We start from the raw sequence: 24,726 nt of genomic DNA, 5'->3' as shown, positions 1-24,726 counted from the left end.
TAAGCAGAGGGCCAGCGGACGGCCTGTGATGTCACCAAATTATTCGCACAATGTTGCGTTTTTGTAAGTGTAGCTTACCTTTATGTAAGGAATTAGTAAGGCAAATTTCAGGATGTTTCGTTGTAGGTTTAGGTTAAAAGAGATTTTTTAGTCAGATTTGTCAGCCAGTCACTCCAGCCGTATCGCGTTTTCTGAAGGCCATGCAGGCCATGTTGAATCACTTTATCCGGGATCCTCTGATGAATAAGATCTACCGTCTGATATGGAGCGAAGTCAGGTCTGCGTGGGTTGCCGCACCTGAAACCACCAAAGGGCAGCGCAAGGGCAGTGGCCGCACCCGTCTGGCCGTTTCGGTCGCCCTGGCGTTAACCACCACGCCGGTGCTGGCGGAAGATGTGAACTGGGCAGTGGCGTATCCTTCTTATACTTTCCCGGTTCTCGCCAATTACGACATTCTGCGTGAAACGGGTTTTGCTTTCACCATTGATGGCGACACCGCCACGGCCAATCATTATGCCGCCGGGACGACGTTGAATATTCTCGGGGCGATCCCGACCCTTGCCGCCGGTTCGAACGGCACGTTCACCACGTTACTGGTGCGCAACGGCCTGACAGACAGCACGGGCACCGGTGCGGACCCGGGGCGCATCACCCTGATTGAGGCCACGGATGCCAATAATGTCGTCACGCCGATCACCTCCGCCAATATCGATAACTTTACCTACTCCACCAACCCCGCCGTACCCCAGCAAAATCAGGAGCTGAACGTGGTGGTGCCGGGGCTGGATGGCAGTTATTCGGTGATTAAAGTCTATGATTCCTCGACCTTCTCATCGTCAACGGATGCGAAAGTCGGCGATTTAGCACTCAACGTCTATGCGCCGAACTCGTTTCATATCTACAACAATTTCGGTATTGCCAGCGTCTCGGCAAACGGCGGTACCGCCAATATCAATATCGGTGCCGATACCGGCGGCACGACGGCTATCTCTGCGGCCGCCAACACCCTTAATCTGCTGGCGAAGAATTCCACGCTGGCAAAAGCAGACGGCACGGACAATGCAGCCAGTCAGGTGAACTGGTTGTCGGATAACTATGTTCATTTTTCACCGGCGGCAGTGATCGACAGTGACCTGCAATCTGAAACCGCTGTCAGTTCAAAATACAGTGATTCCATCACGCTGCCCAATTACGCACTGGTGGCAGGAAGGGTGGTTCAGATAGGCACCCGTGAGTTTGACATTACCTCGGCGGCTGACATTGCCACCGTGAATAACTTCCTGCTGGGGACCAGCCGGGAAAACAGTCAGGTTCAGCTGTGGCTGACCGGCGGCGTCACGTTACCGCCGGAGAATGGCGGGGCGGTGATTGATTCGACGGTGATTGCCCAGAATACCTATAACGCCATTATTCAAAGTCTGCTGGATAACGAACAAAGTAACCGCGTGGATCTGACTTATCACGTCTGGCAGGATTCACTGTCGCACACCAATAACGCCACGCTGGGCACCGGCGATCTGAATGTGATTTACGCCACCGGCGCACTGGCGACGGGCACCGTGACCAGCACCGGCAGTCTGGCGGTGGACGGTGCCTCAACCGTGATGCGTGCAGATCGCGGTGCCACGATAACCAATAACGGCAATATCAATATCTGGCGCAGTGACAGCGCCAGCCCGGCCGGTGTGGGTATGAAAGCGACCGATGCGACCGCCACCAACACCGGCACGCTCAATGCCGGACTGTTTCTGGAGAAAAATGGCAGCAACCAGAATGTCAGTAATCAGGGCAGCGTGGCGATGCAGGGGCTGGGCGCCAGCCAGTTATCCAATACCGGTTATATCAACGTTGCGCTGACCGACAGCACCACGGCGAACGCGGTGGGGATGCAGGCGCAGGGCACCACCACGGCCACCAACAGCGGCACCCTTGCGCTGACCGGTAACAGCCATAATACCAACGGGCGTGCCAGCGGTTACGCGGCAGATATTTCCGGCGCGGCGACCTTCACCAACGCCGCAAGCGGTAATATTTATATCGGTACCACGCCGGTGACGGCCAGCGCCGCACCTTCTGCCACCAGCATGGTCGGCGGCGCGGTACAGTCGGCGGCTATCCGCACCAGCAGCACCGGCAATGTGACCAACAACGGGACGATTACCCTCGGCACGGCGACGCGAAACGCGGTAGGTATGCTGGTCAATGGCGGCACCGGCGCGGTGCTGAACGCCGGTACGATCAATGTGCTGGGCGGCCTTGGCGCGAACGGATCTGCGGCACCGAATTATGGCTTATCCGCCACCAACACCACTAACGTCACCAACACCGGCATCATCCGCGTCACCGGCGAGAACAACGTGGCGATCAATCTGCTGGCAAGTACCGCAGCGGCGGCCGTGAATTCCACCAATACCGGTACCATTACCGTCGGCGCGGCCGGTGATAACGGCGGCAACGACAGCAACCCTTACACTTACCGCAATTATGCGGTCTACGCCGAAGGGCTGAGCGGCAATCAGGCCACGGCCACGATCAACTCTGCGATTAACCTGTTATCCGCCGGTGCGATTGGGGTCCATGCGCGGGGATCCGCCACTATCAACGTGGGCGCGAACGCATTGCTGAACTTCGCCAATAACAGCCAGATTGGCTATTACGCCTACGGCGAGGACGCCAGCATCAATCTCGGCAGCGCCATCATCAATGACAACGCTCAGGCGAGATCGGTGCTGTTCCTGATCGACCATGGCGCGCAGTTTGACGGCGATTCCGGCAATGCCGGTGCCTACCAGCTGACGGTCAGCGGCACCGGTTCAACGGGGGTATTTGCTAACGGGCTGGATACCGGCGCGGACGGCCAGCCGGGCGGCGGCGATGACGCGCTGACCACGCTGGATACCGGTGCGGCGACCATTTCAGTCAACGGTGAAAATGCGGTCGGGGTGAAAATCACCGGCGGCGCGACCGGGACCATCAATAACGGCGGCATTCTGCTGAATCACAATAATTCCACCGCCGTGGTGGTGGATGGCCGCAGCTATGCGATCGACGGGACGATTGGCGACAGCGACGACGCGCTGGCGACCAACGTGCTTTCCAGAGTGGATATCGGCACCACCGCCAGTCAGAGCGGTATCAAAGGCTATGACATTTCGCACAAAGGCAACGTAGATATCGAAAGCGATGGCACCGTGCTGGCGGGCAGCAACAATATCGGCATCTATCTGCACGACGGCGGTATCGCCACCAACAATGCGCCGATCAGCGTCTCCGGCACCAACAATATTGGTGTGTACATTCAGGATCAGGGCACGCTGACCAACTCACGCGACATCACGGTGTCCGGCGTTGCTAACAGCGGCAATGTGGGCGTGAAAGTCCAGGGCGCGGGTGCGAAGGTTACGCAGCTCGGCGACGTGACCGCCACCGGCGGGCTGGCAGCCGTCCAGCTGGTGGGGAACGGCGCGGCGCTGGCGATCAGCGGCAGCAATAATCAGATCACCGCCAGCGGCGGCGCGGACGGCATTCTGATGGATACCGGTTCATCGTCCCTGACCGCCAGCAATACACAGATTGATATCACAGGCACCGGCGCGGGCATCAATAACAAGGCGGATACGTCCAACATTAATCTGACTGACGTGGTGATCAACGCCGCCGATGGTCCGGCCATCCGCACCGCCGTGACGTTCAATGCCGAAGGAACCGGCAATATCCTCAATGTGTCCGGCAGCGGGTCAGGGTTTGCGTTTGAACAGACGGATGGCAGCAATACGACCGGTAATCTGACCATCGGCACCGGTTACACCATTGATGTGACCGGCGCGAACGGCAACGGTATTCTGGCGAAAACCAACGGCAGCGTGACCTCAGGTGCCAATATCACCATGGGCGCGACCGGCGGCGCGGCGATTTCAGCGGCCGATGCCCGCGCTGTCACCAATAACGGCAATATCCAGACCAGCAGCAACACCAATACCTCGGTGCTCGCCACCAATGCGGGTGCGTTTACCAACAACGGGACGATTAACGCCACCGGCGCGCTTAATCCGCTGGCCTTAATCCGCATCAACGGCAGCGCCGCCAGCCGCACAATTCTTAACAACGGCACCATCACGGATGCCAGCCAGAACTCGGTGGTGATTGACGCCAGCGGCAGCGCCGCCAATACCGTGACCAATCAGGGGACGCTCAGCGCCGCCAGCAATACGGCCACGGCATTGCGGACGGGGAGCGGAAGTGACAATGTCACGCTGTCCGGCACCCAGGCGACCACCGGGCTGATCAATCTCGGTTCGGGAGCGGACACCTTTACCTGGAACGGGGGCACGCTGGATGGCGCGGTGGATTTCACCGGCTCAGACGGCAATGACCGCGCCAACATCGGCGATGTGGATCTCAGCGCTACCCGCCACATTCTCAGTAATGGCGGCAGCGGCAGCACGCTGACCTTTACCGATACGCACGCGGGCAGCGATCCGGCACAGATTGGCTCGCTGGCGGCAGATGCGTCACCGGTCACCAATATCGGCACCGGCTGGAGCACGCTGGCGGTGACCGGCAGCGACGCGGATTTGCGCGTGGTGGATAATTTACAGCTTTCCGGCATGCCGCAGATCCGCATCAGCGACGGTGCCACTGTGCGTAGTGGTGACAACGTCACTAATTCCGCACTGGCCAGCATCAATAACTACAACGTCAGCACCGACGGCGCGGACAGCCTGCTGATATTTGACGGCCTGTCCGCCGCACAGACCTATTCCGGCATCATCAGCGGCACCGGCGGGCTGGAACGCGCAGGCGGCGGCACCACCATTCTGACCGGTGAAAATACCTATACCGGCAATACGCTGATCGACACCGGCGGCACATTGCAACTGGGCAATGGCGGTGTGCCGGGGGCGTTATCGCCGCTGACCAATATCACCGACAACGGCGTGCTGAACATTAACCAGTCCGATACGGTGAATCTGGGCGGCGTGATCAGCGGAACCGGCGCGTTTTACCAGACCGGCAGCGGTACCACGCGATTAAGCGGTGCCAATACCTATCAGGGCGTGACGCAGGTGAACGGCGGTAGCTTGCTGGTGAACGGTGATCAGCGCGACGCATCCGGCGAAACCACCGTCGCCAGCGGCGCAACGCTCGGCGGTAAAGGTACGATTGGCGGCAACGTCACCTTTGGCGCGAACACGACCCTGACGCCGGGCGACGGCGGTGCAGGCACACTGAACATTAATGGCAATCTGAACCTGTCTGCGACCACCAATAATAAATTTGAACTCGGTCAGATCACGGTCGCCGGCGGTGCGCTGAATGATTTCGTTAACGTCAGCCAAAATCTGACCCTTGACGGTCTGCTGAACGTGACACTTTCTGCGGGAGGCATCTTTGCACCGGGTCTGTATCGTCTCTACAGCTATGGCGGTACGCTGACCAACAACGTGCTGGATGTGGTGACATTACCGACCAACAACCAGAGCACGTATGGTGTTCAGACGTCCATTCCCGGCCAGGTCAATCTGGTACTGAGTGCGCCGCAACCGGCCAGCACGCTGCAATTCTGGGATGGCAATTTGCTCGGTACCAACCACGGCGACGGCACCTCTGGCAACAATCAGGTTGACGGCGGCAATGGCGTGTGGGAATCGCGGGCGCTTGACGACACCAATAACTGGACGACCGCCACCGGTTTTGGCAACGATCCGTGGAGTCAGGCGTCGTTTGCTATCTTCCAGGGCACGGCGGGCACCGTCACCGTCAGTAATGCGTTCAACCCGGTGACCACCGCCGGGATGCAGTTCGACAGCACCGGCTACGTGCTTAATGGTGATCCGCTGACCATTGTGAGGACAGCCAATCTCTCTCCTTCGGAGAATTATCTGGCACAGGGTGAAACCGATGCGGATGCATATTTTGTGGTTCGCGTGGGAGCTGGCGCAGACGGCGCGGATGTGACGACCAGGATTGATGCCAACCTGGTTCCGGCAACAGGATCAACCGACCGGCTTAAACTGCTGAAATTCGATCCGGGACGTTTGATCCTGACCGGCGTTAATGGTTACACCGGCGGCACCGAAATTTATGGCGGTGTGTTGAACGTTTCTTCGGATCAGAACCTCGGGTTAGCAGGCACGTCAGTGCTGATCAACAACAATGCGACATTACAGATTGGGGCAGATTACACCACGGACAGACCGCTGTTCCTCAGCCAGACCGGCGGCGGGCAGATAGATCTCTTCGGGCATACCTTTACCCCGACCGGCGTGATTGGCGGACTGGGGCCACTGACGGTGCGTGATTCCACGTCTGCTACCGACAGCACGCTGGTGCTCAACCGCGCCAACAGCTATCAGGGTGCGACGACGGTGAGCGGCAATAACGGCGCAACCGTGGTGGCGGTGGATGCCAATACCACCGGCGTGTTCGGTAAATCCGACAGCACGGTGACGGTGAATCAGCAGGGTACGGTGAATTTCAATAACAGCGCGACGGCACAGAACCACGCCTTCACCCTCGACAGCGGCATTCTGACCTTCAACGATTCCGCGTCTGCGGCCGACAGCGTGACAACCGCCACCAACGGTGCGGCGGTCAGGCTGAGCGACAACGCCCGCGGCGGCAACGGGCGGTTTACGCTGGCATCCGGCACACAAATGAACCTCAGCGGGCAGGCAGATGGCGGCAACGCGACGGTCACCAACAACGGGCTGGTGACCTTTGCCGGGCAGGCATCAGCCGCTGGCGCGACGATTACCAATAATGCGGGCGGCGTGGTGAATGTCGCCGACAGCAGCGGCACGGCGATCGGTTCGCTTTCCGGCGCGGGCAATGTGGTGCTCGGCGCGGCCTCACTGACCGAAGGGGCGCTTGGCCGCAATGACGGCATCAGCGGGGTGATCAGCGGTGCGGGGGGCAGCCTGAGCAAAACCGGCAACGGCACCCTGACACTCACCGGCGACAACACTTACACCGGTGCCACCGCCGTGCAGCAGGGCGTTTTGCTGGTCAATGGCAATCAGCAGGCGGCGACCGGCGCCGTCAGCGTGGCGTCGGGTGCCACGCTCGGCGGTAACGGTACGCTGGGCGGCAATGTCACGGTGGCAGATAACGGTCATCTTGCGGCGGGCGCGGCTCTGAACAGCGTCGGCGTGCTGACCACCGGCGGTCTGACGCTAAATCAGAACGCACAAATCGATTTCCAGTTTGGCCGCTCTTATGTCGCAGGCGGCAGCCTGAATGACCTGATCAACGTCAACGGCGATCTGAACCTCAACGGCAAGCTGAACATCACCCAAACCCCCGGCGGCACCTTTAATGTCGGTATTTACCGTGTTCTTAATTACACCGGTGCGCTGACCAATAACCAGCTGGATATCGGCACCGCGCCTCAGGCGGCGGATGATATGTACGTGCAGACATCCATTGCCGGTCAGGTGAATCTGGTGAACCGCACCGGCGTTATCCTGCGATTCTGGGACGGTGCCGACAGCGCCAACAAAAATGACAGTCAGATTGAAGGCGGTAATGGCGTCTGGCAGAACAGCAGCGGCAACGATAACTGGTCAACGGATGTCACCACCCCGGATGGCCGCTTTAATGCGCCGTTCAGCGACAATTCCTTCGCCATTTTCGGTGGCACCAAAGGCAACGTCACGGTGGATAACAGCCTCGGTGCGGTGACCATCAGCGGCGCGCAGTTTGCCACCGACGGTTACGTTGTCACGGATGGCGTGATCACCACCACAACCGCCGATACACAAATCCGCGTCGGCGACGGGACCGCGCAGGGCGCGGATTATACCGCGACCATTAACTCGCAAATCGCAGGCAGCGGCGGCATCAACAAAACCGACGCCGGGACGCTGATACTTGGCGGCGACAATACCTACCGTGGCGGCACGACGATTTCAGCGGGCACCTTACAGGTGTCGGCAGACAATAACCTCGGACAGTCCGGCAGCGGGCTGGCCTTTGACGGCGGCACGCTGCGCTATGGCAGCGCCTTTAATACCGGCCGTGCCGTCAGCCTGCAAAGCGGCGGCGGGACGGTGGATACCGATGGCAAAAATGTGGCGCTGAACGGCGTAATCAGCGGCAACGGCGCACTGACTAAAACCGGCGGCGGTACCCTGACGCTGACGCAGGATAATACCTATACCGGCACGACGACCCTCAGTGAAGGCACCGTTCAGCTGGGTAACGGCGGCGAACAGGGCAGCATTGTCGGCGATATTGTCAATAATGCGGTCTTACAGATTAACCGCGCAAACCTGCTGACCTTGCCCGGTGATATTTCCGGCACCGGCCAGCTATGGCAGCAGGGTACCGGCACCACGGTACTGAGCGGCCGCAATACCTATTCAGGACTGACGCGGGTACAAAGCGGCACATTGCTGGCCAGCGGTGCGAATACCCTGAGCAGTCAGTCAGACCATCTCGTCAGCGCCGGTGCGTTACTGGATACCGGCGGTACGTCTCAGACCCTCAGCTCGCTGGTGAATCAGGGCACGGTAAATCTGCGCGGCGGCGATGTCGGTTCCACACTGACAGTAAACGGTGACTATGTCGGCATCAACGGCGTGCTGAAAATTGCCGCGCAGCAGCACAGCCCCGGCGTGGCCGACCGGCTGGTGATTAACGGTGGCAGCGCCAGCGGCGTCACCCGGCTGGATATTGATGTCAGCCAGCTCGGCGAGGAAACCACCGGCGATGGCATCACGGTGGTGGAAGCGGTGAATGGCGCGACCACCACCGCGCAAACCACCAAAGACGCCTTTACCCTCGGTGCCGATCATCTTGATGCTGGTGCCTTCCAGTACCGGCTGTTTGCCGCCGATGCCAGCGGCGCGGGGGAAGACTGGTTCCTGCGCGCCACCTATCGCCCGGATGTCCCGGCCTTCAACGGGCTGGCGACCACGGTACGTCAGGCGGATCTGGCGGTGCTCGGCACGCTGCATCTGCGTGTCGGGGATGAAAAACCTTACGACAAAACCGTGCCGGAAGATCAGGAAGGACGTTTCTGGGCGCGTTATATCGCGCAATCCACTCACCAGAGCCTGAACGATGCCACGGCAACGCAGGCAGATTCCCGCATGAACGGGATGCAGGCCGGGGTAGATTTGTATCAGAACGAAAGCTGGCGGGCAGGGATTTACACCACCGTGCTCGATATCGATACCAGCTATCAGGGCCAGACCTCCGGTGGCGCGGGCTATACCTCGGATACCGCGTTTTACCTCGGCGGCTACGCCACCTGGACGGGGGATGACGGGTTGTATGTCGACAATGTGCTGCAATATGGCCGCCACAGCGTGGATCTGAAAACCGGCAACAGCCACGATTCGCTCAGCCCTGACGGCAATACGTTTGTCGCGTCAGTGGAAGTGGGCAAACCCTGGCAGCTGGGTGACAGCAACTGGGCACTGGAACCGCAGGCTCAGCTTATCTGGCAGCACAGCGATTTCGACAGCGTGATCATGCCGGGCGATGCCAAAACCCGTGCCGACATCGAGGCTGATGATGCGGTGATTGGCCGTCTGGGTGTGCGTCTGACCAGCCAATACGACACGCAACAGGGTAGTGTGAAGCCGTATGTGCGGGTCAATCTGTGGCAGGAGTTGTCGGATGGCAGCGATTCGACCTCCTTTACCAACACTTCCAATAGCGCCGGAAAAACCACGCTGACCGCTGACCAGCGTTACAGCAGTACCGAAGTGGCACTGGGCGCGACCTGGGCGGCCACGTCAGAAGTGCAGGCGTACACCGAAGTGGGCAAAAGCTACCAGAACGGCGGATCAAAAAGTCAGATATCCAATGATCTGAGCGGCACGGTGGGGATTAAAATCCGCTTCTGAGGCAATAACAAAGAAGCCCGCATATATGCGGGCTTCTTTATTACGTGAACACTTAACAAATCACTTTTTCTTATAAACGTCAGCCGTGCCGTGAATTTTATTGTTGGTATTGCCAGACGTTAATACAAACACATCGCCGCCTTTTTTATCGGCTTTTTTAGATAAATCTTCAATGGCACCGGACTGCGAGGTTTTATTCGAGGTGGTGACAGAACCCACTTTGGTATATTCAGACGCCACTTTTTCGAAATCAACTTTCTTCATCAATTCAGCCGAGTAGGCGCTGAAAGAAACACAACCCATTACAGCCACAGCCAGCAACGTTTTAGATATTTTCATGTAAGCCTCAGGTTTAAAGTTTGCCCAGTAAATTGAAGGAAGTGTAAGAAGAGAACCCTTTATTTATTGTCACCTTGCCGGAAAATAACCCACCTTGTAAACAACGGGTTATCACCGCATCTAAGTAATAGACAAGGAATTAAATAATTACAAGGCGGAAATAAAAAATTAAGCAAAGTGTGCGCTTTTTAGCATGTTGAGCGCGGGCAATGCGGGCATCACGTCATCACGGCCGCCAATGTTACTTGTGTGTTAACCCCTCTCCGAAACATGTTTCAAGGCTAATAATTTACTTTGAAGCAGATCACATATCTTCATTTCGCCATCACCTGCTGATTGTCAGGGTATAAAAAGGTTCTGATAATGTTACCGATAACATGTTACCGGTAACGGTCGCGATAACGGGCAGGCTCACCGGCATGATTGCCTTTACGATGTTCTGAGAAAAGGGACAACACTATGATTAATAATACCGTAGCCCGCGTCACGCAGCGGATCATCGACCGTTCCGCGTCCAGCCGTGAAACCTATCTGGCGCGTATGGCCGCCGCCCGGTCGCAAACCGTTCACCGCGCGCAACTGGCGTGCGGCAATCTGGCGCATGGCTTTGCCGCCTGCCAGCCGGATGACAAAAACGCGCTGAAAAATAGTATGCGCAGCGACATCGCGATTATCACGGCCTACAACGATATGTTGTCGGCGCATCAGCCTTATGAACATTATCCGCAGCGGCTTAAAGAGGCGCTGAAAACTGTCGGTGCGGTCGGACAGGTGGCGGGCGGCGTACCGGCGATGTGTGACGGTGTCACGCAGGGGCTGGACGGCATGGAGCTGTCGCTGATGAGCCGCGACGTGATCGCTATGTCAGCGGCCATCGGCCTGTCGCACAACATGTTCGACGGCGCGCTGTATCTGGGCATCTGCGACAAAATCGTGCCGGGACTGGTGATGGCCGCGCTGTCATTTGGTCATCTGCCTGCGGTGTTTGTCCCCGCCGGACCGATGAGCACCGGCTTGCCAAACAAAGAAAAAGTGCGGATACGTCAGTTATATACCGAAGGCAAAGTTGACCGTCAGGCGCTGCTGGAAGCGGAAGCTGCGTCCTATCACGGCATCGGCACCTGCACGTTTTACGGCACCGCCAATACCAACCAGATGGTGATGGAAGTCATGGGGCTGCATCTGCCGGGGGCGTCGTTTGTGCCGCCGGATTGCGCACTGCGTGATGCGCTGACCGACTCGGCGGCGCGTCAGGTCACCCGCCTGACCGAAACCAGCGGCAACTATCAGCCGCTCGGCCAGATGCTGAATGAGAAAACCCTGGTCAACGGCATTGTCTCGTTGCTGGCGACCGGCGGTTCCACCAATCTGACCATGCATCTGGTGGCGATGGCGCGGGCGGCGGGCATCATCATTAACTGGGATGATTTCTCTGAGCTGTCCGATGCTGTGCCGTTGTTGTGCCGTATCTACCCGAACGGCCCGGCGGATATCAATCAGTTCCAGGCGGCGGGGGGCGTGCAGCTGGTGGTACGTGAACTGCTTCAGCACGGCCTGCTGCATCAGGACGTCAATACCGTGGCCGGTTTTGGTCTGGATCGTTATACGCAGGAGCCGTGGCTGGATAACGGCACGCTGGCGTGGCGCGAAGGGGCGGAACGTTCCCTCGATCCGGCGGTGATTGCCAGCGTAGCGCAGCCGTTTGAGCACCACGGCGGCACCAAAGTGCTGTCAGGAAATCTGGGGCGCGCCGTGATGAAAACCTCCGCAGTCCCGGCGGATAATCAGATCATCGAAGCGCCTGCCGTGGTATTCGACAGCCAGCATGACATTGTGCCCGCCTTTGAAGCCGGTAAGCTGAACCGCGACTGCGTGGTGGTGGTGCGTTTTCAGGGGCCGCAGGCCAACGGCATGCCGGAGCTGCACAAGCTGATGCCACCGCTGGGCGTATTAATGGATCGCGGATTCCGCGTGGCGCTGGTCACCGACGGCCGTTTGTCCGGGGCTTCCGGCAAAGTGCCTTCCGCCATCCACGTCACACCGGAAGCCTGCGACGGCGGCATGCTGGCGAAAGTGCAAAACGGCGACATCATCCGCGTGAATGGCCGGACCGGCGAACTGGAATTGCGGGTCGGTGCTGCGGAACTGGCGGCGCGTCAGCCTTATCAGCCCGATCTCAGCGCAGAACATACCGGCTGCGGACGCGAGTTATTCGGTGCCTTGCGCAGCCAGCTTTCCGGTGCTGAACAGGGCGCCTGCTGCATCAAATTTTAACCTCAACGTGAATGATGAGAGAACACCCTGACGCGGTGGCGGACGCGAAGTAAAGCGTTTGCCGTCAGGGCTAAACAATACGAAAATGGCGGAGCGTTATTCTCCGCCATTTTTTTATCTGCAAACCGCGCCTGAGGCATTATGTTTTCATCCGACACACTTGAAGCACTGATCCGATCGCACGGATTACTGATTATGACACCGCTGGTGATCCTCGAAGGGCCGCTGGTGACCGTGATTGCAGGCTATCTGGCGCGTCTGCATTATTTCAGTTTATCCGCCGTATTTATCATGGTGCTGGCGGTGGAAGTGTTCGGGGATATCCTTTTTTACGCCCTCGGCCGCTGGGTGATCAACGCTGACGGCCAACCGCCCGGCTGGCTGGCGCGTCTCGGACTGACACAGGCGCGGCTGGAAAAAATGGTGAAAAGTTTTGAGCATAAAGGCGGGCGGTTGCTGGTGATTGCCAAACTGACCCATTCGGCGGGCGCCCTGGTGCTGACCGGCGCGGGTATGGCGCGTATGCCGCTGGTGCCTTTTTTGTTCTATAACATTCTGGCGGCCATTCCCAAGAGCCTGTTTCTGCTGAGTATCGGCTGGATGTTCGGCGATGTGCTTGCGCAGGTGAATAACGGATTGCAATACGTCTCCCTTTTCCTGCTGATCGTGCTGGGCGTCGCGATGGTCATCTGGCTGCGTTCGAAGCGATGAATGAATACATCCCGCACATCGGCTCAGGGATTTTCTTCGTGCCACTGGCAATGAAAGAAGGGGCATATATCGGGGCTGAGATGTTTGAGGTGTGATCCATAGGTTGACGGTTTTACGCTGCATCAGGTTGAGGGCAGCGTAAAACCGGTGTTTTACTTTGCGGGGCGGGTTTGTGGCAGGAGCGGACATTTACGAAAGGGATCTTTGCTTAAACGCAGCGAAGTTTTTCTAATCTAATATCGGATTCGCTCACATTTTCTTTCTCAACCCAGCCCAGCCGCCTGTAAAATTCTGCCGCACGACTGTTTTTGTCGGTTTCAAGCCAGACAACCTCATGATGTTTGAATAATTCCTGCTCTGCGAGTTCAACAAGGGTGCGACCTACACCTCTGCCTTCATATTCAGGAAGAACAAAGGCCGCAAAAAGAGATCCTTCATCGAGTATAATCATCGAAAAACCAATCACTTTGCCGTCATCTACGGCAACCCATGCGCAACGATTTTTTTCTATCATATCGATGACGCTGCTCTCGGTAATTCCCATCAGCTCCATTTCCTCTCGATTGAGATAATTTTCTTTAACCGAAGTCCTGACGTCAAAAATACGTTCTATATCAGAGGATAGAGCTAATCTTGTCCTGATATTCAATTGTATTTCTCCATTCATGAGACAGTATAATTTTGATGATTAACGAGTGATTTTCTTTAAGGATATAGAATCTTTTGCGAAATTGCCGCGAACTTCCGCAGATCGCTCTCAGCAGACCTTCAACGTCATGTGTTTGTCTGCTGAGTGCCAGGAGCGGACGTTGGATGCTGAGTGGTGGGAACAGTGATGCTCGAATCAAACTGATGATAACGACGTTTCTGAAAAATTATGTGACCTTTTTAAACCTGTCCACTAAGTATTTCTGTAAATTCTCTGCGCTTCCTTGTTGCCCACTCAGGTTTGATGGAAAGCATTAAACAATATTGTTTTCGAAAATAAACATACCTGAATTCCCTTTCAGGTGAGCTAGTCATAGCTGCATACTTTGCAGCCAGACCAACCACACCACACTCAACAAACCAATAAAGAATCTCATCATCACTGAGGGTCACTTTACGCGCTATTTCGGCACCTCTTTCATTGACAATGAAATGATATTCTTTGCCATGAATTTCCAGATATGGAGTCGCCATACCATCAGATCTGTCAGGGATGGTGAAGTAATAATTGGGTCTTATTCCCCCTCCAATTCTTTCACCGATTTTAAGAAGTTCTGCGCGTAACTCTTCGATATTTTTCATGATTTATTCTTTGTGAGGGTTAACCATTCGTTCCAGACATGCTCCGCATCAATATCTTGATAGCCCCGGCTGTTAGTCATGTCTCTGGCAATTTCTGTCGGCAATTCAATAGCGGTAGCATTATCTCGTATCGCCTCAAACTCATGCCTGAGCAGTTCACGGCCGGCCTCCTGCACTGAATCCAGCAAATAATAAAGAGAATATTCACTCATTCACTGTATTAAAGTCTCTCGCTGGTCGCTTACGCATAGCGCCCGGCGGATATCCATTGATACGCTTAAAAGCCCGGCTAAACGCTGCCTGTGAGGCATAGCCGAGGCGAAGAGCAACGGTGTCAATTGAGATCTTATCGTGAATAATCCAGTGACCTGCGATGCGCATTCGCACCTCCCTTGCATAGCGCTGGGGAGGTATGCCGATGATTGATTTGAAGCGTTCAGCAAAAACAGAACGTGACACATGCGACTGGGCAGCTAGCTCAGCAACAGACCACTCCCGACTCGTATCGCGATGAATGGCCAGAATAGCACGGGCAAGCCGTGGATCACGTAACGCCGCGATCAGGCCAGCGGCGTTCTCGCTGCCGTTTTCGATCCATCCACGCACAATCATGGCAGCCGCCACTTCTGCGAGGCGTGCCAGAATGCCAGCGAAGCCAGCGCGTCCGGAACAGATTTCAAATTTCATCGCGCCCACAATGGGAACCAGCCCCGGATAGATCTGTTCATTTGCCTCAACCACTATGGCTTGTGGCATCAGTTTGCCAAGACCCTGCATTCCACCGAGATCAAACTCCATACAGCCATAAAACAGAACCGTGCTGGGTGTCGGATGCGAACTCGGACAAGTATTGATCCCGCTGACGGCCTCGCCTAAAGGAGCAGAGCCTAATGTGTCGATATGCTGAACTGAACAGCGGATATCCGATACAAGCTGATGATCTTCACCCTGCGGCATAAATACCATGCTTCCGGCTTTCAGTTCGTGCAACGTACCGTCGTGTGTGCGAAGCAGGGCATTACCCACAGCGATGTAATGGAAATAGGCATGTCCCGGTTTGTGGCTAAAACCGACGCCAAACTCTGAGCCAGTCTGTAAACGGCGATACTGCACGCCACGCAGGCGCATTTCCAGCAGCAGTTCACTGATGAGTTCGGATGACAGGGCGAAATGTTTATTCACAGGCATAACCGGCGTTTCGGGTAAAAAATCAGGATGTGGCATCATAGATCGTCCAGCTGCTCAACTCTAGACTTGGCGTTGTAATTTTTCACCAGGAAGAGTGTGTTATGAGAAATGAAGCAACTGAAGCTGTATCCGCGAGCTTGAACAGTGCGGAACCCAAAGAATCCGCATGGATGGCCGTTATTTCACTGACGATGGGCGTGTTTGGCTTGCTGACTGCAGAATATCTTCCTGCCAGCCTGTTGACACCCATGGCCGCCGATCTCGGTGTGACCGAAGCTCTTGCTGGTCAGTCTGTGACGGTAACGGCTGTGGTGGCCTTATTTGCTGGTCTGATGGTTCCCCGCCTGACGCGTAATTATGACCGCCGAAATGTTTTGCTTGGTTTTACCGTGCTGATGATTACCTCCAACCTGCTTGTCGCACTTTCATCCAGTCTGGTTGTTCTGTTAGTTATGCGCATTTTGCTGGGCATCGCGTTGGGAGGTTTCTGGAGTATGGCTGCTGCCGTGGCTATGCGGCTGGTCCCGGCTAAAAGCGTCCCGCGTGCTCTCTCCATTATTTTTAGCGGTATTGCTGTCGGTACTGTGGTTTCGATCCCGCTCGGGAGCTATTTAGGTGGGCTTTATGGCTGGCGTAGTGCTTTCATCGCTGCAACCGCAGTCGGCGTGCTGACTCTGCTCTTTCAGCTGTTTACTCTTCCTGGAATGCCGCCGCGTAGAGTGCTGATAACAGCATCTGTCATGGATTTACTCCGCCGCCCAGGCATTGCGATGGGAATGACAGGGTGTGTGATTGCTCATACTGGTCAGTATGCGCTGTTTACCTATATTCGCCCGGCTCTTGAAAATATTGCCCAACTTGATGTGGATCGTTTGTCTTTGATACTGCTTGGATTTGGCATCGCTAACTTTATCGGTACGCTGCTGGCCGGGTGGCTGATGGAGAGAAGCCTGCGTCTTACCCTGATACTCATGCCAGCGCTTGTCGGTTTATCGGCATTAAGCATGATTTTGCTGCCGCTAGAGGAAAAGGGATTGATGTTGTTCGTCGCGTTGTGGGGGATGGCATTTGGTGGCGTCCCCGTTGCGTGGTCAAACTGGGTAGCGCGTTCGGTTCCCGATCAGGCTGAAACCGCTGGCGGCATGGTAGTCGCAGCCGTTCAGTCCTCAATCGCTGCGGGTGCTGCGTTGGGAGGATTACTCTTTGGTATCAGCGGCGTAACCGGTGTTTTCATCACCGCGGGTGGCATAATGTTTTTTGCCACGCTCGTTATTGGACTAAAGGTGAAGGTCGCGCTAACCTGACCACAACCCAAATAATGGCCTTTCAAATAAAGGCCAGTTAAACCAGAGGGTTGGCCTGAACAAAACAGCAAGATTTCCTGGCCCCTTTCAGGTCTATAAATTGTCCGCACCTCGCTCACCTCAGACGTTTACCAACATAGCATTTACAGGAACTGAAAAGATGAAAGTAGACTGGCACAGTGCCTTACTGACACGAACTACGCTTGTGGATAAGCATTACAGGAACACACAAAATGTCCGGCGTTTCCTGACTGAGCAGTGCGGGGAAGATTTTCGGTTCGATCGTGATTTTATGGCATGGATACGTAATGAGGTGCCTAAAACTCTGGGCGATGTGGCGGATGAGTGGAAGCGCAGGCAGACACCCTAACGCGGATATTTTACATTCTGAGTCCCCGATGCTGAGGACTCAGTTGACGGGATCCTCAGCGCATTCCGTTCAGTTTTTCCATCACCTCATCAGATAAACTCAGCCGTGCGCTGGCCAGATTCTCCTGCAAATGTTCCGGCGATGACGTGCCGGGGATCAGCAAAATATTCGGTGAACGTCTGAGTAACCAGGCCAGCGCCACCTGCATCGGTGTGGCCTGTAATTCAGCGGCGACGTCGTCGAGTTGCGTTGACTGTAGCGGGGAAAATCCGCCCAGCGGGAAGAAGGGCACGTAGGCAATATCTTGTTCCGCCAGTTTATCCACCAGCGCATCGTCGTGGCGGTTGGCCAGGTTATACATATTCTGCACGCAGGCAATGGGCGTCAGTTTCTGCGCGTCCTCCACCTGTTTTGCCGTGACATTACTCAGGCCGATGTGACGAATCAGTCCCCGTTCTTTCAGCTTAATCATCGCCTCCAGCTGCGGTTCCAGTGACCCTTCTTTCGGTTGATGAATATCCAGCATGCTGCGCAGGTTCACCACTTCCATCGCCTCAAGTCCCAGATTGCGCAGGTTGTCTTCCACGGCGCTGACCAGTTCGTGCGGGGTGAATGCCGTTAACCAGCCACCTTTTTCATCACGACGTGCACCGACTTTGGTAACGATGCACAGATTGTCAGCGTAAGGATGCAGGGCTTTTTTGATCAGCTTATTGGTTTCATGCGGACCGTAGAAATCGCTGGTATCAATATGATTCACGCCGCTCGCCACGGCATCGCGCAATACCTGAATCGCGCGGGCTTCATCTTTTACCGGACCAAAAACACCCGGACCCGCCAGCTGCATGGCACCGTAACCTAAACGTGCCACTTCGCGGTCGCCGAGACGATAAGTCATTGAGGGTTGTGACATAGGACTCTCCTTTATATGTGTTCACTGATTGTAGCGTTGCGCCGGCTGTGCAACTATCCGGTGAAATCAGGACAAACTGTACGAGGTTACGCACAATGACGATGGATATCGCCCTGTTGCACGCCGTGGTTGAGGTGGCGAAAGCCGGTGGATTTCGTGAGGCGGCGCGGGTCACCGGCAGTAACGCATCCCGGCTGAGTGACGCGGTACGTCGTGCCGAACAGCAGCTGGGGATCCGGTTATTTCACCGCACCACACGCACGGTGGTGCTGACTGAAGCCGGCAGGGCGCTGATTGAGCGATTGCTGCCCGCCATGAACGAGGTGAATGCCGCGCTGGATGCGCTTAACCGTTATCGCCACACGCCGGGCGGTGTACTGCGCCTGAATGTGCCGGTCAGCGCCACGCGGCTGGTTTTGCCTGCCTTAGTGCCGGAATTTCTGCGGCGTTATCCGGATATTCAGCTGGAAATTATCGCTGAAAGTAATGTGCAGGATGTGTTTCGTGACGGCTGTGACGCCGGTATCCGTTATGACGAACGTCTGGAACAGGACATGGTGGCGATCCCCATCGGCCCGCGCGTTCAGCGTTACGCCGCGGCGGCGTCACCGGCTTACCTTGATGCCAACGGCAGGCCGTTGCATCCCCGGGATCTGATCCCGCATCGCTGTCTGCGGGGGCGCTATGCCAGCGGCATCATGCCCGACTGGGAATTCGAGCGTGAAGGCGAAGCCCTCAGCGTGCAGGTGAGCGGTCCGCTGGTGGTCAGTGTCGGTGGCGCGGTCGATCTGGCGGTCGACGCGGCGATTGCAGGAACGGGGATCATTTATTTGTTCGAAGAGTGGTTACAGCCCGCTATTTTCAGCGGACAACTCGAGCCGATATTACAGCCGTGGTGGCTGTCGTTCACCGGTCCCTGGCTTTATTACAACGATCGCCGTCTGATCCCCGCGCCTTTACAGGCGTTCATTGATTTTGTGCGGGAAGATAATCTGCGCCGCGAAACGTTACTGTGAACGGATGTGGAATCCTTCCAGCAGCCAGTCGATAAACACCCGCAGGCGCTGGGGAACGTGGCGGTTTTGCGGATAAACCACATGGAACGGATACGGGGCCGGACGCCATTCTTTGAGGATTTCCACCAGCGTGCCGTCACGCAGGGCGCTGTTGGCTGAATAGCTGAAGGTCTGGATGATGCCCAGTCCGGCGAGTCCGGCGGCTAAATGGGCATTGCTTTCGTTGACGCCGATGCGGTGCGGTACTTTGATCTCGGTTTTCTCGCCGTCCCGTTCAAAACGGAAGGGGAACGCGCGACCATTTTGTGATGACACGTAACAGACCAGCCGGTGGCCGTTTTTCAGTTCATCGGGATAGGCCGGTGTGCCGGAAGATTTGAGATAGGCCGGGGTGGCGCAGGTGATCAGCGTGGCGGTACCGATTTTACGGGCGATCAGCGTCGAGTTATCCAGCGGACCGCCACGGATGACGCAATCCACGTTATCGCTGATCAGATCCACTGGCCGGTCGGACACGCCGAGATCGAGGCAAATATCGGGGTAGCGCGCCATAAATTCCGGCAGCATCGGGATCAGCACATCGCGCGCTGTGGAACCGCCGACATCGACCCGTAACAGACCACGCGGCTTGCTGCGGGCGGCATTCAGCGAGGTATCGATGTCTTCCAGATCGCGCAGTACCCGCGCGGTTTTCTCGTAGTAAGCCTGACCTTCCGGCGTGACCGTCACCCGCCGCGTGGTGCGCTGAAGTAACCGCACGCCCAGATACGCTTCCAGTTCCTGCACCATTTTACTCAGCGTCGCATTGGGCATATCCAGGGAATCTGCCGCGCGGGTAAAGTTACCGGCTTCCACCACGCGCGCAAACGCCCGTATCGCTGTCAGTTGATCCATCTGTTTTCTCCGCCAGTCAGTATGTGTTGATTATACACAGCCATGAATAGTCATTTTCATTTTCCACTATTTTTCAATAAACGGGGCGGAGCTAGAGTAAGTCCATACCGCAAACGCGGCTCACTGAAACGCGACTGATAATGAGGCATGAAAATGAGCAAATCACTGAACGAAAAAATTGCACTGGTCACCGGCGGGACAAGCGGGATTGGTCTGGCAACCGCTAAAGAACTGGCACAGCAGGGTGCCCGGGTATTTATCACCGGCCGCCGTCAGGCTGAACTGGATGCGGCAGTCAGTGAAATCGGCAGCGCCGCAACGGGTATACGCGCCGATGCGTCGGTATTGTCTGACCTCGATGCGGTTTATGCGCAAATCGCCAAAAGCGCAGGGCATCTGGATATTCTGTTTGCTAACGCGGGCGGTGGAGACATGCAATCGCTGGGCGCGATCACCGAAGAACATTTCGACCGTATTTTTGGCACCAACGTGCGCGGCGTATTGTTCACCGTGCAGAAAGCGTTGCCGTTGCTGCGTGAAGGGGGTTCGGTGATCCTGACCGGTTCAACGACGTCGATTCAGGGGACGGAAAGTTTCAGCGTCTACAGCGCCAGTAAAGCGGCGGTGCGTAATTTTGTCCGCTCATGGGCGCTGGATCTGAAAGGGCGCGGCATTCGTGTCAACGTGGTCAGTCCGGGGCCGGTTCGCACGCCGGGGCTGGGCGGGCTGGTGCCGGATGAACATCGTCAGGGATTGTTCGATGCGCTGGCCGCACAGGTGCCGCTGGGCCGTCTCGGTGAACCGGAAGAAATCGGCAAAGCGGTGGCGTTTCTGGCCTCCGATGCCGCCAGCTTTATCAATGGCACAGAACTGTTTGTGGATGGCGGGATGGCACAAGTCTGAGTCATTTCAGGGCTAAATAAACCTGCCGGGCAGATCACCGGCAGGTTTTCGCATCTCACGAAGAAACCACGATAAATCATCATTAATTAGCAGAAATTAATCTATCGTCTCGCTGCCTTTAATGTTGTCGCCGGAAGATATACGATATATTCTCAATGCTTAATTCTTCGCCGGACCACCGCTATGACGACTGCCAGACCTTTACTCGACGTTACCCATCTCGCCATTCATACCGATGCCGGATCACCGCTGGTCAAACCATTATCCCTGCAGGTGAATTCCCGTGAAATGGTGGCGCTGGTGGGGGAATCCGGTTCGGGAAAAACGTTGAGTTCGCTGGCGCTGATGGGATTGTTGCCGCCTGGTGTGAATATGACAGGCGGTGAAATCTGGCTTGAGAACAAGAAAATTGCCAGTCCGCAGGGTGCATTTGACGCGTCGGCGCGCGGTAAACGGCTGGCGATGATTTTTCAGGAACCGATGACCAGCATGAATCCGGTACTGCAAGTCGGCGAGCAGATCGCCGAAGTGCTGGTACGTCATCAGGGACTGAACTGGAAGCAGGCGCACCGCGAGGCCGTTGCGTTGCTGGACCGTGTTGGCATCCTGAATCCGCAACAACGTGCGAAACAGTATATTCACCAGCTTTCCGGCGGCATGCGTCAGAGAGTGATGATTGCCAGTGCCATAAGTTGTAAGCCGTCGCTGCTGATTGCCGATGAGCCCACGACCGCGCTGGACGTCACCATTCAGGCGCAGATCCTGACATTGTTGCTGGAATTGCAGCAGGAAATGGACATGGGCGTGCTGCTGATCACCCACGACCTGAGCGTGGTGGCGCGTTACGCAGATCGCGCTTACGTTATGCATCAGGGAAATCTGGTGGAAGAAGGGTCGGTGACAAAATTGCTGACTGATCCTCAGGAACCATACACCCGCAAACTGATTGCCGCCTCGCAGTCTGAACCCCGCCCGGCCACCGCTGAGATCAGCACCGAATTGCCGTTGGTTCGTCTGCGCGAACTGACCAAAAGCTATCCGCAGGCGCAGCGCCTGCCGTTCGTGCCAGCAAAACGTCAGACGGTGCTTTTCCCGACCTCGCTGGATATCCGTCGTGGCGAAATTCTGGGGCTGATCGGCGGATCAGGTTCGGGGAAAACTACGCTGGGGCGGGCGATCATCGGCCTGACGGAAACCGACAGCGGCGATATTGAATTTGACGGCGTTTCCCTGACCCGTGCCAGTCAAGCCACGCGGCAGAAAATGCGCAGCCGGGCGCAGATTATCTTTCAGGATCCTTACGCCAGCCTCAATCCTAAAATGACCATTGGTGAGCAGATTGCCGAACCGCTGCGGGTGTACAAATTGCGGCCAGCCGGGGAGATTCAGGCGAGGGTTAGCGAATTGCTGAAACAGGTCGGGCTGGAAGCGCATCACGCCAACCGTTTACCGGGCGAGTTTTCCGGTGGTCAGCGCCAGCGGGTGGCCATTGCCCGTGCGCTGGCGTTAGAGCCAGATTTGCTGGTGGCCGATGAAGCGGTGTCGGCGTTAGATCTGTCGGTGCGCGGGCAGATCCTGGCGCTGCTGGATGAACTCCGTCAGCAACTTGGTCTGACGGTGCTGTTCATCAGTCATGATCTGGCTGCGGTAAAACAGGTGTGCGACCGGGTGGTGGTGCTTTATCACGGCAAAATCGTGGAGAGCGGGCTAACGGCGCAGGTGCTGGGCGCGCCGCAGCATCCTTACACGCAAACTTTGCTGGCGGCAGCGCCGGATATTACGCAGGCGCTGCAACTGCGTAAGGCCAGTTAACACCCCGTCAGCAGCGGCAGTTCAGAATGTTCTGCCCATTCATGCCAGGAGCCGACATAAATGGCCAGTTGCGGGTAACCCGCCAGTTGTAGGGCTGTAAATACCGTGGCGGCGCGTGCGCCACGGTGGCAATAAATGATCACCTGCCGGTCGGGCTGTAACCCGGCTTTGTCTGCGCGATGGCGGATTTCTCCGGCATCAAGAAACGCGCCGTTGTCTACCACATCCTCCCAGAACAACAAATTCGCACCGGGAATTCTGCCGGCACGGTGGCAGCATTCATGGGCAAATTCACCGCTGAATTCTGACGGACGACGGGCGTCAAGAATTTGCGCGCCGGTCGTTCCTGCTGCAAGCACTTGCGCGCGTGTCGCCGTCAGTGCGTTTAGCGGTGCGATCTCCTCACTGTCTGGCACACGGTAATCCGGATTTTCAGCGCGGATCACTGCACTGTTGCCGGTTCCCTGCATCACGTCACCGCCTGCGCGTTGCCAGGCGTCAAGCCCGCCGTCGAGCACTAACGGCTGGCGGATGCCGCCGCACAACGCGAACCACGCACCGCGCGGGGAACGCATGCCGACCTGTTGCTCAAAAAAAACCACTGTGACGTTGTCACTGATGTTGAGCGCCTGCCAGGCTCGCTGAAAGGCATTAAGCAGGCTGTTCACACCGGCCTGCGTGCTGTCCGGAATAAAGTAATCATAAACATTCAGATGATGTGCGCCGGGCAGCGTTGCTGTCTGCCATTGCGCGATTTCACGGACATCAATCAGCGCAAATTCTTCGCCATTCTGGTGGCGCCCGAGCAGTTCTGCGGCGCTGATAATGATGTTTGGCAAGGGTGATGCGAAATAATCAGGCAAGGTAAAATGACTCCGGAAAAAGCGGTAACAGCGTGCCGGTTCCCTGTTGCTGAGCAAGTGCAAGCACACGTGCTGCCAGGGCGATATCGAAAACATTGAGGCCAAATGAGGAAAAATACACGCTGTCATCCGGCGCAGGCCGCCAGCCATCGAGCAGCAGATTGCTTAAGTCAGCATCAACGAGGTCCGGGGAAAATTGCCCGGCGCGGTACATCTGGAAGAGGCTTTTGGCGCTGGTTTCGCAGAAATTCCCCCACAAATCGACGACCACTTTTGTGGCGAGGGCAATCGCCTCAAACGCCACTTCGTGAAAACCCACCTGAATAATCAGACGTCCGGGGCGGATGACCTCCGTGCCGGCCAACGGTTCGGCCGCACTGGTACAGGTGATCACCGCATCGGCGTCTTGTGCGCAGGCATGCTGTAAATCTGTGATTCTGATCAGCGGCCACGGCAGGTTTTCAGTGTCCGTCGCAAAGGTGGATGCGCTGCGACTCCACCAGCTGACCTGCTTAAGATGCGGAAAAAGCTGTCGCAGCATGTCCAGGTGCGCGGTAGCCTGTACACCCGTGCCGAGCAGCAGAACGTGTTGTACCTTTTGCGGCGCGGCATGCCGTAACGCCAGCGCCGAAACGGCGGCGGTACGGGTGGCGGTCAGCCCGGCGCTCTCTACCAGCCCGAGCGGCAGGCCGGTATCCGCACGGTTAATCAGCGTCATCGCCATCGCCTGTGGAAGACCGTCGTGTGCATCGGGACGATGTGCTGTCCATTTCACGCCCGCAGCGTTAAACCGTCCGCCGACATAAGCGGGCAATGCGTAAGCTTTTCCCCGTGCACCGGCGAGATTGACGTGGGTTTCCGCGGGCATCTGCGCCTGCTGTTGACGCATTAAGGTGACAACGTCACGCACATCATCCAGTGCGGCCTGCGCCCGCGTACCACCGAGCGTAATCACATTCTCCTGACTCAGATAGCGAAAACCCTGCGTCATC

General features: G+C 56.6%; 17 protein-coding genes. 8 read left to right on the top strand and 9 right to left on the bottom strand.

The genetic code is table 11. The annotated features are described in order from the left end of the window. The first annotated feature begins 239 nt into the window (after positions 1–239). The gene (locus tag J9880_RS18875) at positions 240–9,857 is read left to right on the top strand and encodes an autotransporter-associated beta strand repeat-containing protein (protein ID WP_232769763.1); all 9,618 of its coding nucleotides are present in this window, start codon (positions 240–242) and stop codon (positions 9,855–9,857) included. Positions 9,858–9,917: 60 nt separating this feature from the next. Here J9880_RS18875 and yahO read toward each other — a convergent pair whose 3' ends face one another. Next, positions 9,918–10,196 (bottom strand): DUF1471 family periplasmic protein YahO, encoded by a 279-nt coding sequence (gene yahO / locus J9880_RS18870; protein ID WP_095921944.1) that lies wholly within the window; start codon positions 10,194–10,196, stop codon positions 9,918–9,920. Positions 10,197–10,655: 459 nt separating this feature from the next. Here yahO and edd point away from each other — a divergent pair, with 459 nt between their 5' ends. Continuing rightward, positions 10,656–12,470 carry a phosphogluconate dehydratase gene (gene edd, locus J9880_RS18865; protein WP_232769762.1) on the top strand — a complete coding sequence of 605 codons (1,815 nt, stop codon included), beginning with the start codon at positions 10,656–10,658 and terminating at the stop codon, positions 12,468–12,470. 141 nt (positions 12,471–12,611) lie between these two features. Further along, the gene (locus J9880_RS18860) at positions 12,612–13,181 is read left to right on the top strand and encodes a DedA family protein (RefSeq protein ID WP_232769761.1); all 570 of its coding nucleotides are present in this window, start codon (positions 12,612–12,614) and stop codon (positions 13,179–13,181) included. Between the two features lie 208 nt (positions 13,182–13,389). Here the strand turns inward: J9880_RS18860 and J9880_RS18855 are convergent, their stop codons facing one another. The 4 genes from J9880_RS18855 to J9880_RS18840 form a co-directional block, all read right to left on the bottom strand. Then, positions 13,390–13,830 carry a GNAT family N-acetyltransferase gene (locus J9880_RS18855; protein ID WP_162928603.1) on the bottom strand — a complete coding sequence of 147 codons (441 nt, stop codon included), beginning with the start codon at positions 13,828–13,830 and terminating at the stop codon, positions 13,390–13,392. Positions 13,831–14,069: 239 nt separating this feature from the next. Then, a complete protein-coding gene (locus J9880_RS18850; RefSeq protein ID WP_095921948.1) occupies positions 14,070–14,471 on the bottom strand; it encodes an Imm63 family immunity protein in 402 nt (133 codons plus the stop codon). Next, a complete protein-coding gene (locus tag J9880_RS18845) occupies positions 14,468–14,683 on the bottom strand; it encodes a hypothetical protein (RefSeq protein WP_095921949.1) in 216 nt (71 codons plus the stop codon). The genes J9880_RS18850 and J9880_RS18845 overlap by 4 nt, the downstream gene beginning before the upstream one ends. Further along, entirely contained in the window at positions 14,676–15,698 is a 1,023-nt protein-coding gene (locus tag J9880_RS18840; protein ID WP_095921950.1) for an AraC family transcriptional regulator, read from the bottom strand. Before J9880_RS18840 ends, J9880_RS18845 begins: the two co-directional genes overlap by 8 nt. A 62-nt stretch (positions 15,699–15,760) precedes the next feature. Here J9880_RS18840 and J9880_RS18835 point away from each other — a divergent pair, with 62 nt between their 5' ends. Both J9880_RS18835 and J9880_RS18830 read left to right on the top strand, forming a co-directional pair. Continuing rightward, positions 15,761–16,963: an MFS transporter gene (locus J9880_RS18835; protein ID WP_095921951.1), complete on the top strand. Its 1,203-nt coding sequence runs from the start codon at positions 15,761–15,763 to the stop codon at positions 16,961–16,963. A 160-nt stretch (positions 16,964–17,123) separates the two neighbouring features. Continuing rightward, positions 17,124–17,333 carry a DUF6434 domain-containing protein gene (locus tag J9880_RS18830; RefSeq protein WP_095921952.1) on the top strand — a complete coding sequence of 70 codons (210 nt, stop codon included), beginning with the start codon at positions 17,124–17,126 and terminating at the stop codon, positions 17,331–17,333. Between the two features lie 55 nt (positions 17,334–17,388). Here J9880_RS18830 and J9880_RS18825 read toward each other — a convergent pair whose 3' ends face one another. Continuing rightward, positions 17,389–18,246, bottom strand: a complete 858-nt coding sequence (locus J9880_RS18825) for an aldo/keto reductase family oxidoreductase (RefSeq protein WP_232769760.1) — start codon at positions 18,244–18,246, stop codon at positions 17,389–17,391. 95 nt (positions 18,247–18,341) lie between these two features. On the opposite strand from J9880_RS18825, the gene J9880_RS18820 reads away from it, so the two are divergent. After that, positions 18,342–19,262 carry a LysR family transcriptional regulator gene (locus tag J9880_RS18820; RefSeq protein WP_095921954.1) on the top strand — a complete coding sequence of 307 codons (921 nt, stop codon included), beginning with the start codon at positions 18,342–18,344 and terminating at the stop codon, positions 19,260–19,262. Here J9880_RS18820 and J9880_RS18815 read toward each other — a convergent pair. Further along, on the bottom strand, positions 19,254–20,156 hold the full coding sequence (locus J9880_RS18815; RefSeq protein WP_095921955.1) for a LysR family transcriptional regulator: 903 nt from the start codon (positions 20,154–20,156) through the stop codon (positions 19,254–19,256). The two genes, J9880_RS18820 and J9880_RS18815, sit on opposite strands and share 9 nt — an antisense overlap. A gap of 153 nt (positions 20,157–20,309) precedes the next feature. Here J9880_RS18815 and J9880_RS18810 point away from each other — a divergent pair, with 153 nt between their 5' ends. Then, positions 20,310–21,059 (top strand): SDR family NAD(P)-dependent oxidoreductase, encoded by a 750-nt coding sequence (locus J9880_RS18810; RefSeq protein ID WP_131692751.1) that lies wholly within the window; start codon positions 20,310–20,312, stop codon positions 21,057–21,059. Between the two features lie 183 nt (positions 21,060–21,242). After that, positions 21,243–22,871: a dipeptide ABC transporter ATP-binding protein gene (locus tag J9880_RS18805; RefSeq protein ID WP_095921957.1), complete on the top strand. Its 1,629-nt coding sequence runs from the start codon at positions 21,243–21,245 to the stop codon at positions 22,869–22,871. Here J9880_RS18805 and J9880_RS18800 read toward each other — a convergent pair. Continuing rightward, complete coding sequence (locus J9880_RS18800) at positions 22,868–23,734, bottom strand: sulfurtransferase (protein ID WP_119825969.1); 867 nt, start codon at positions 23,732–23,734, stop codon at positions 22,868–22,870. The genes J9880_RS18805 and J9880_RS18800 overlap by 4 nt on opposite strands. Then, complete coding sequence (locus J9880_RS18795; RefSeq protein WP_232769759.1) at positions 23,727–24,725, bottom strand: ornithine cyclodeaminase; 999 nt, start codon at positions 24,723–24,725, stop codon at positions 23,727–23,729. The genes J9880_RS18800 and J9880_RS18795 overlap by 8 nt, the downstream gene beginning before the upstream one ends. Position 24,726: the final 1 nt, after the last annotated feature.

It is taken from the genome of Rahnella victoriana, from assembly GCF_021276285.1.
Classification (GTDB): Bacteria; Pseudomonadota; Gammaproteobacteria; order Enterobacterales; family Enterobacteriaceae; genus Rahnella; species Rahnella victoriana.
Note: the sequence above shows the minus strand (reverse complement) of the source record. Positions and strands in the feature narration are given on the sequence as shown.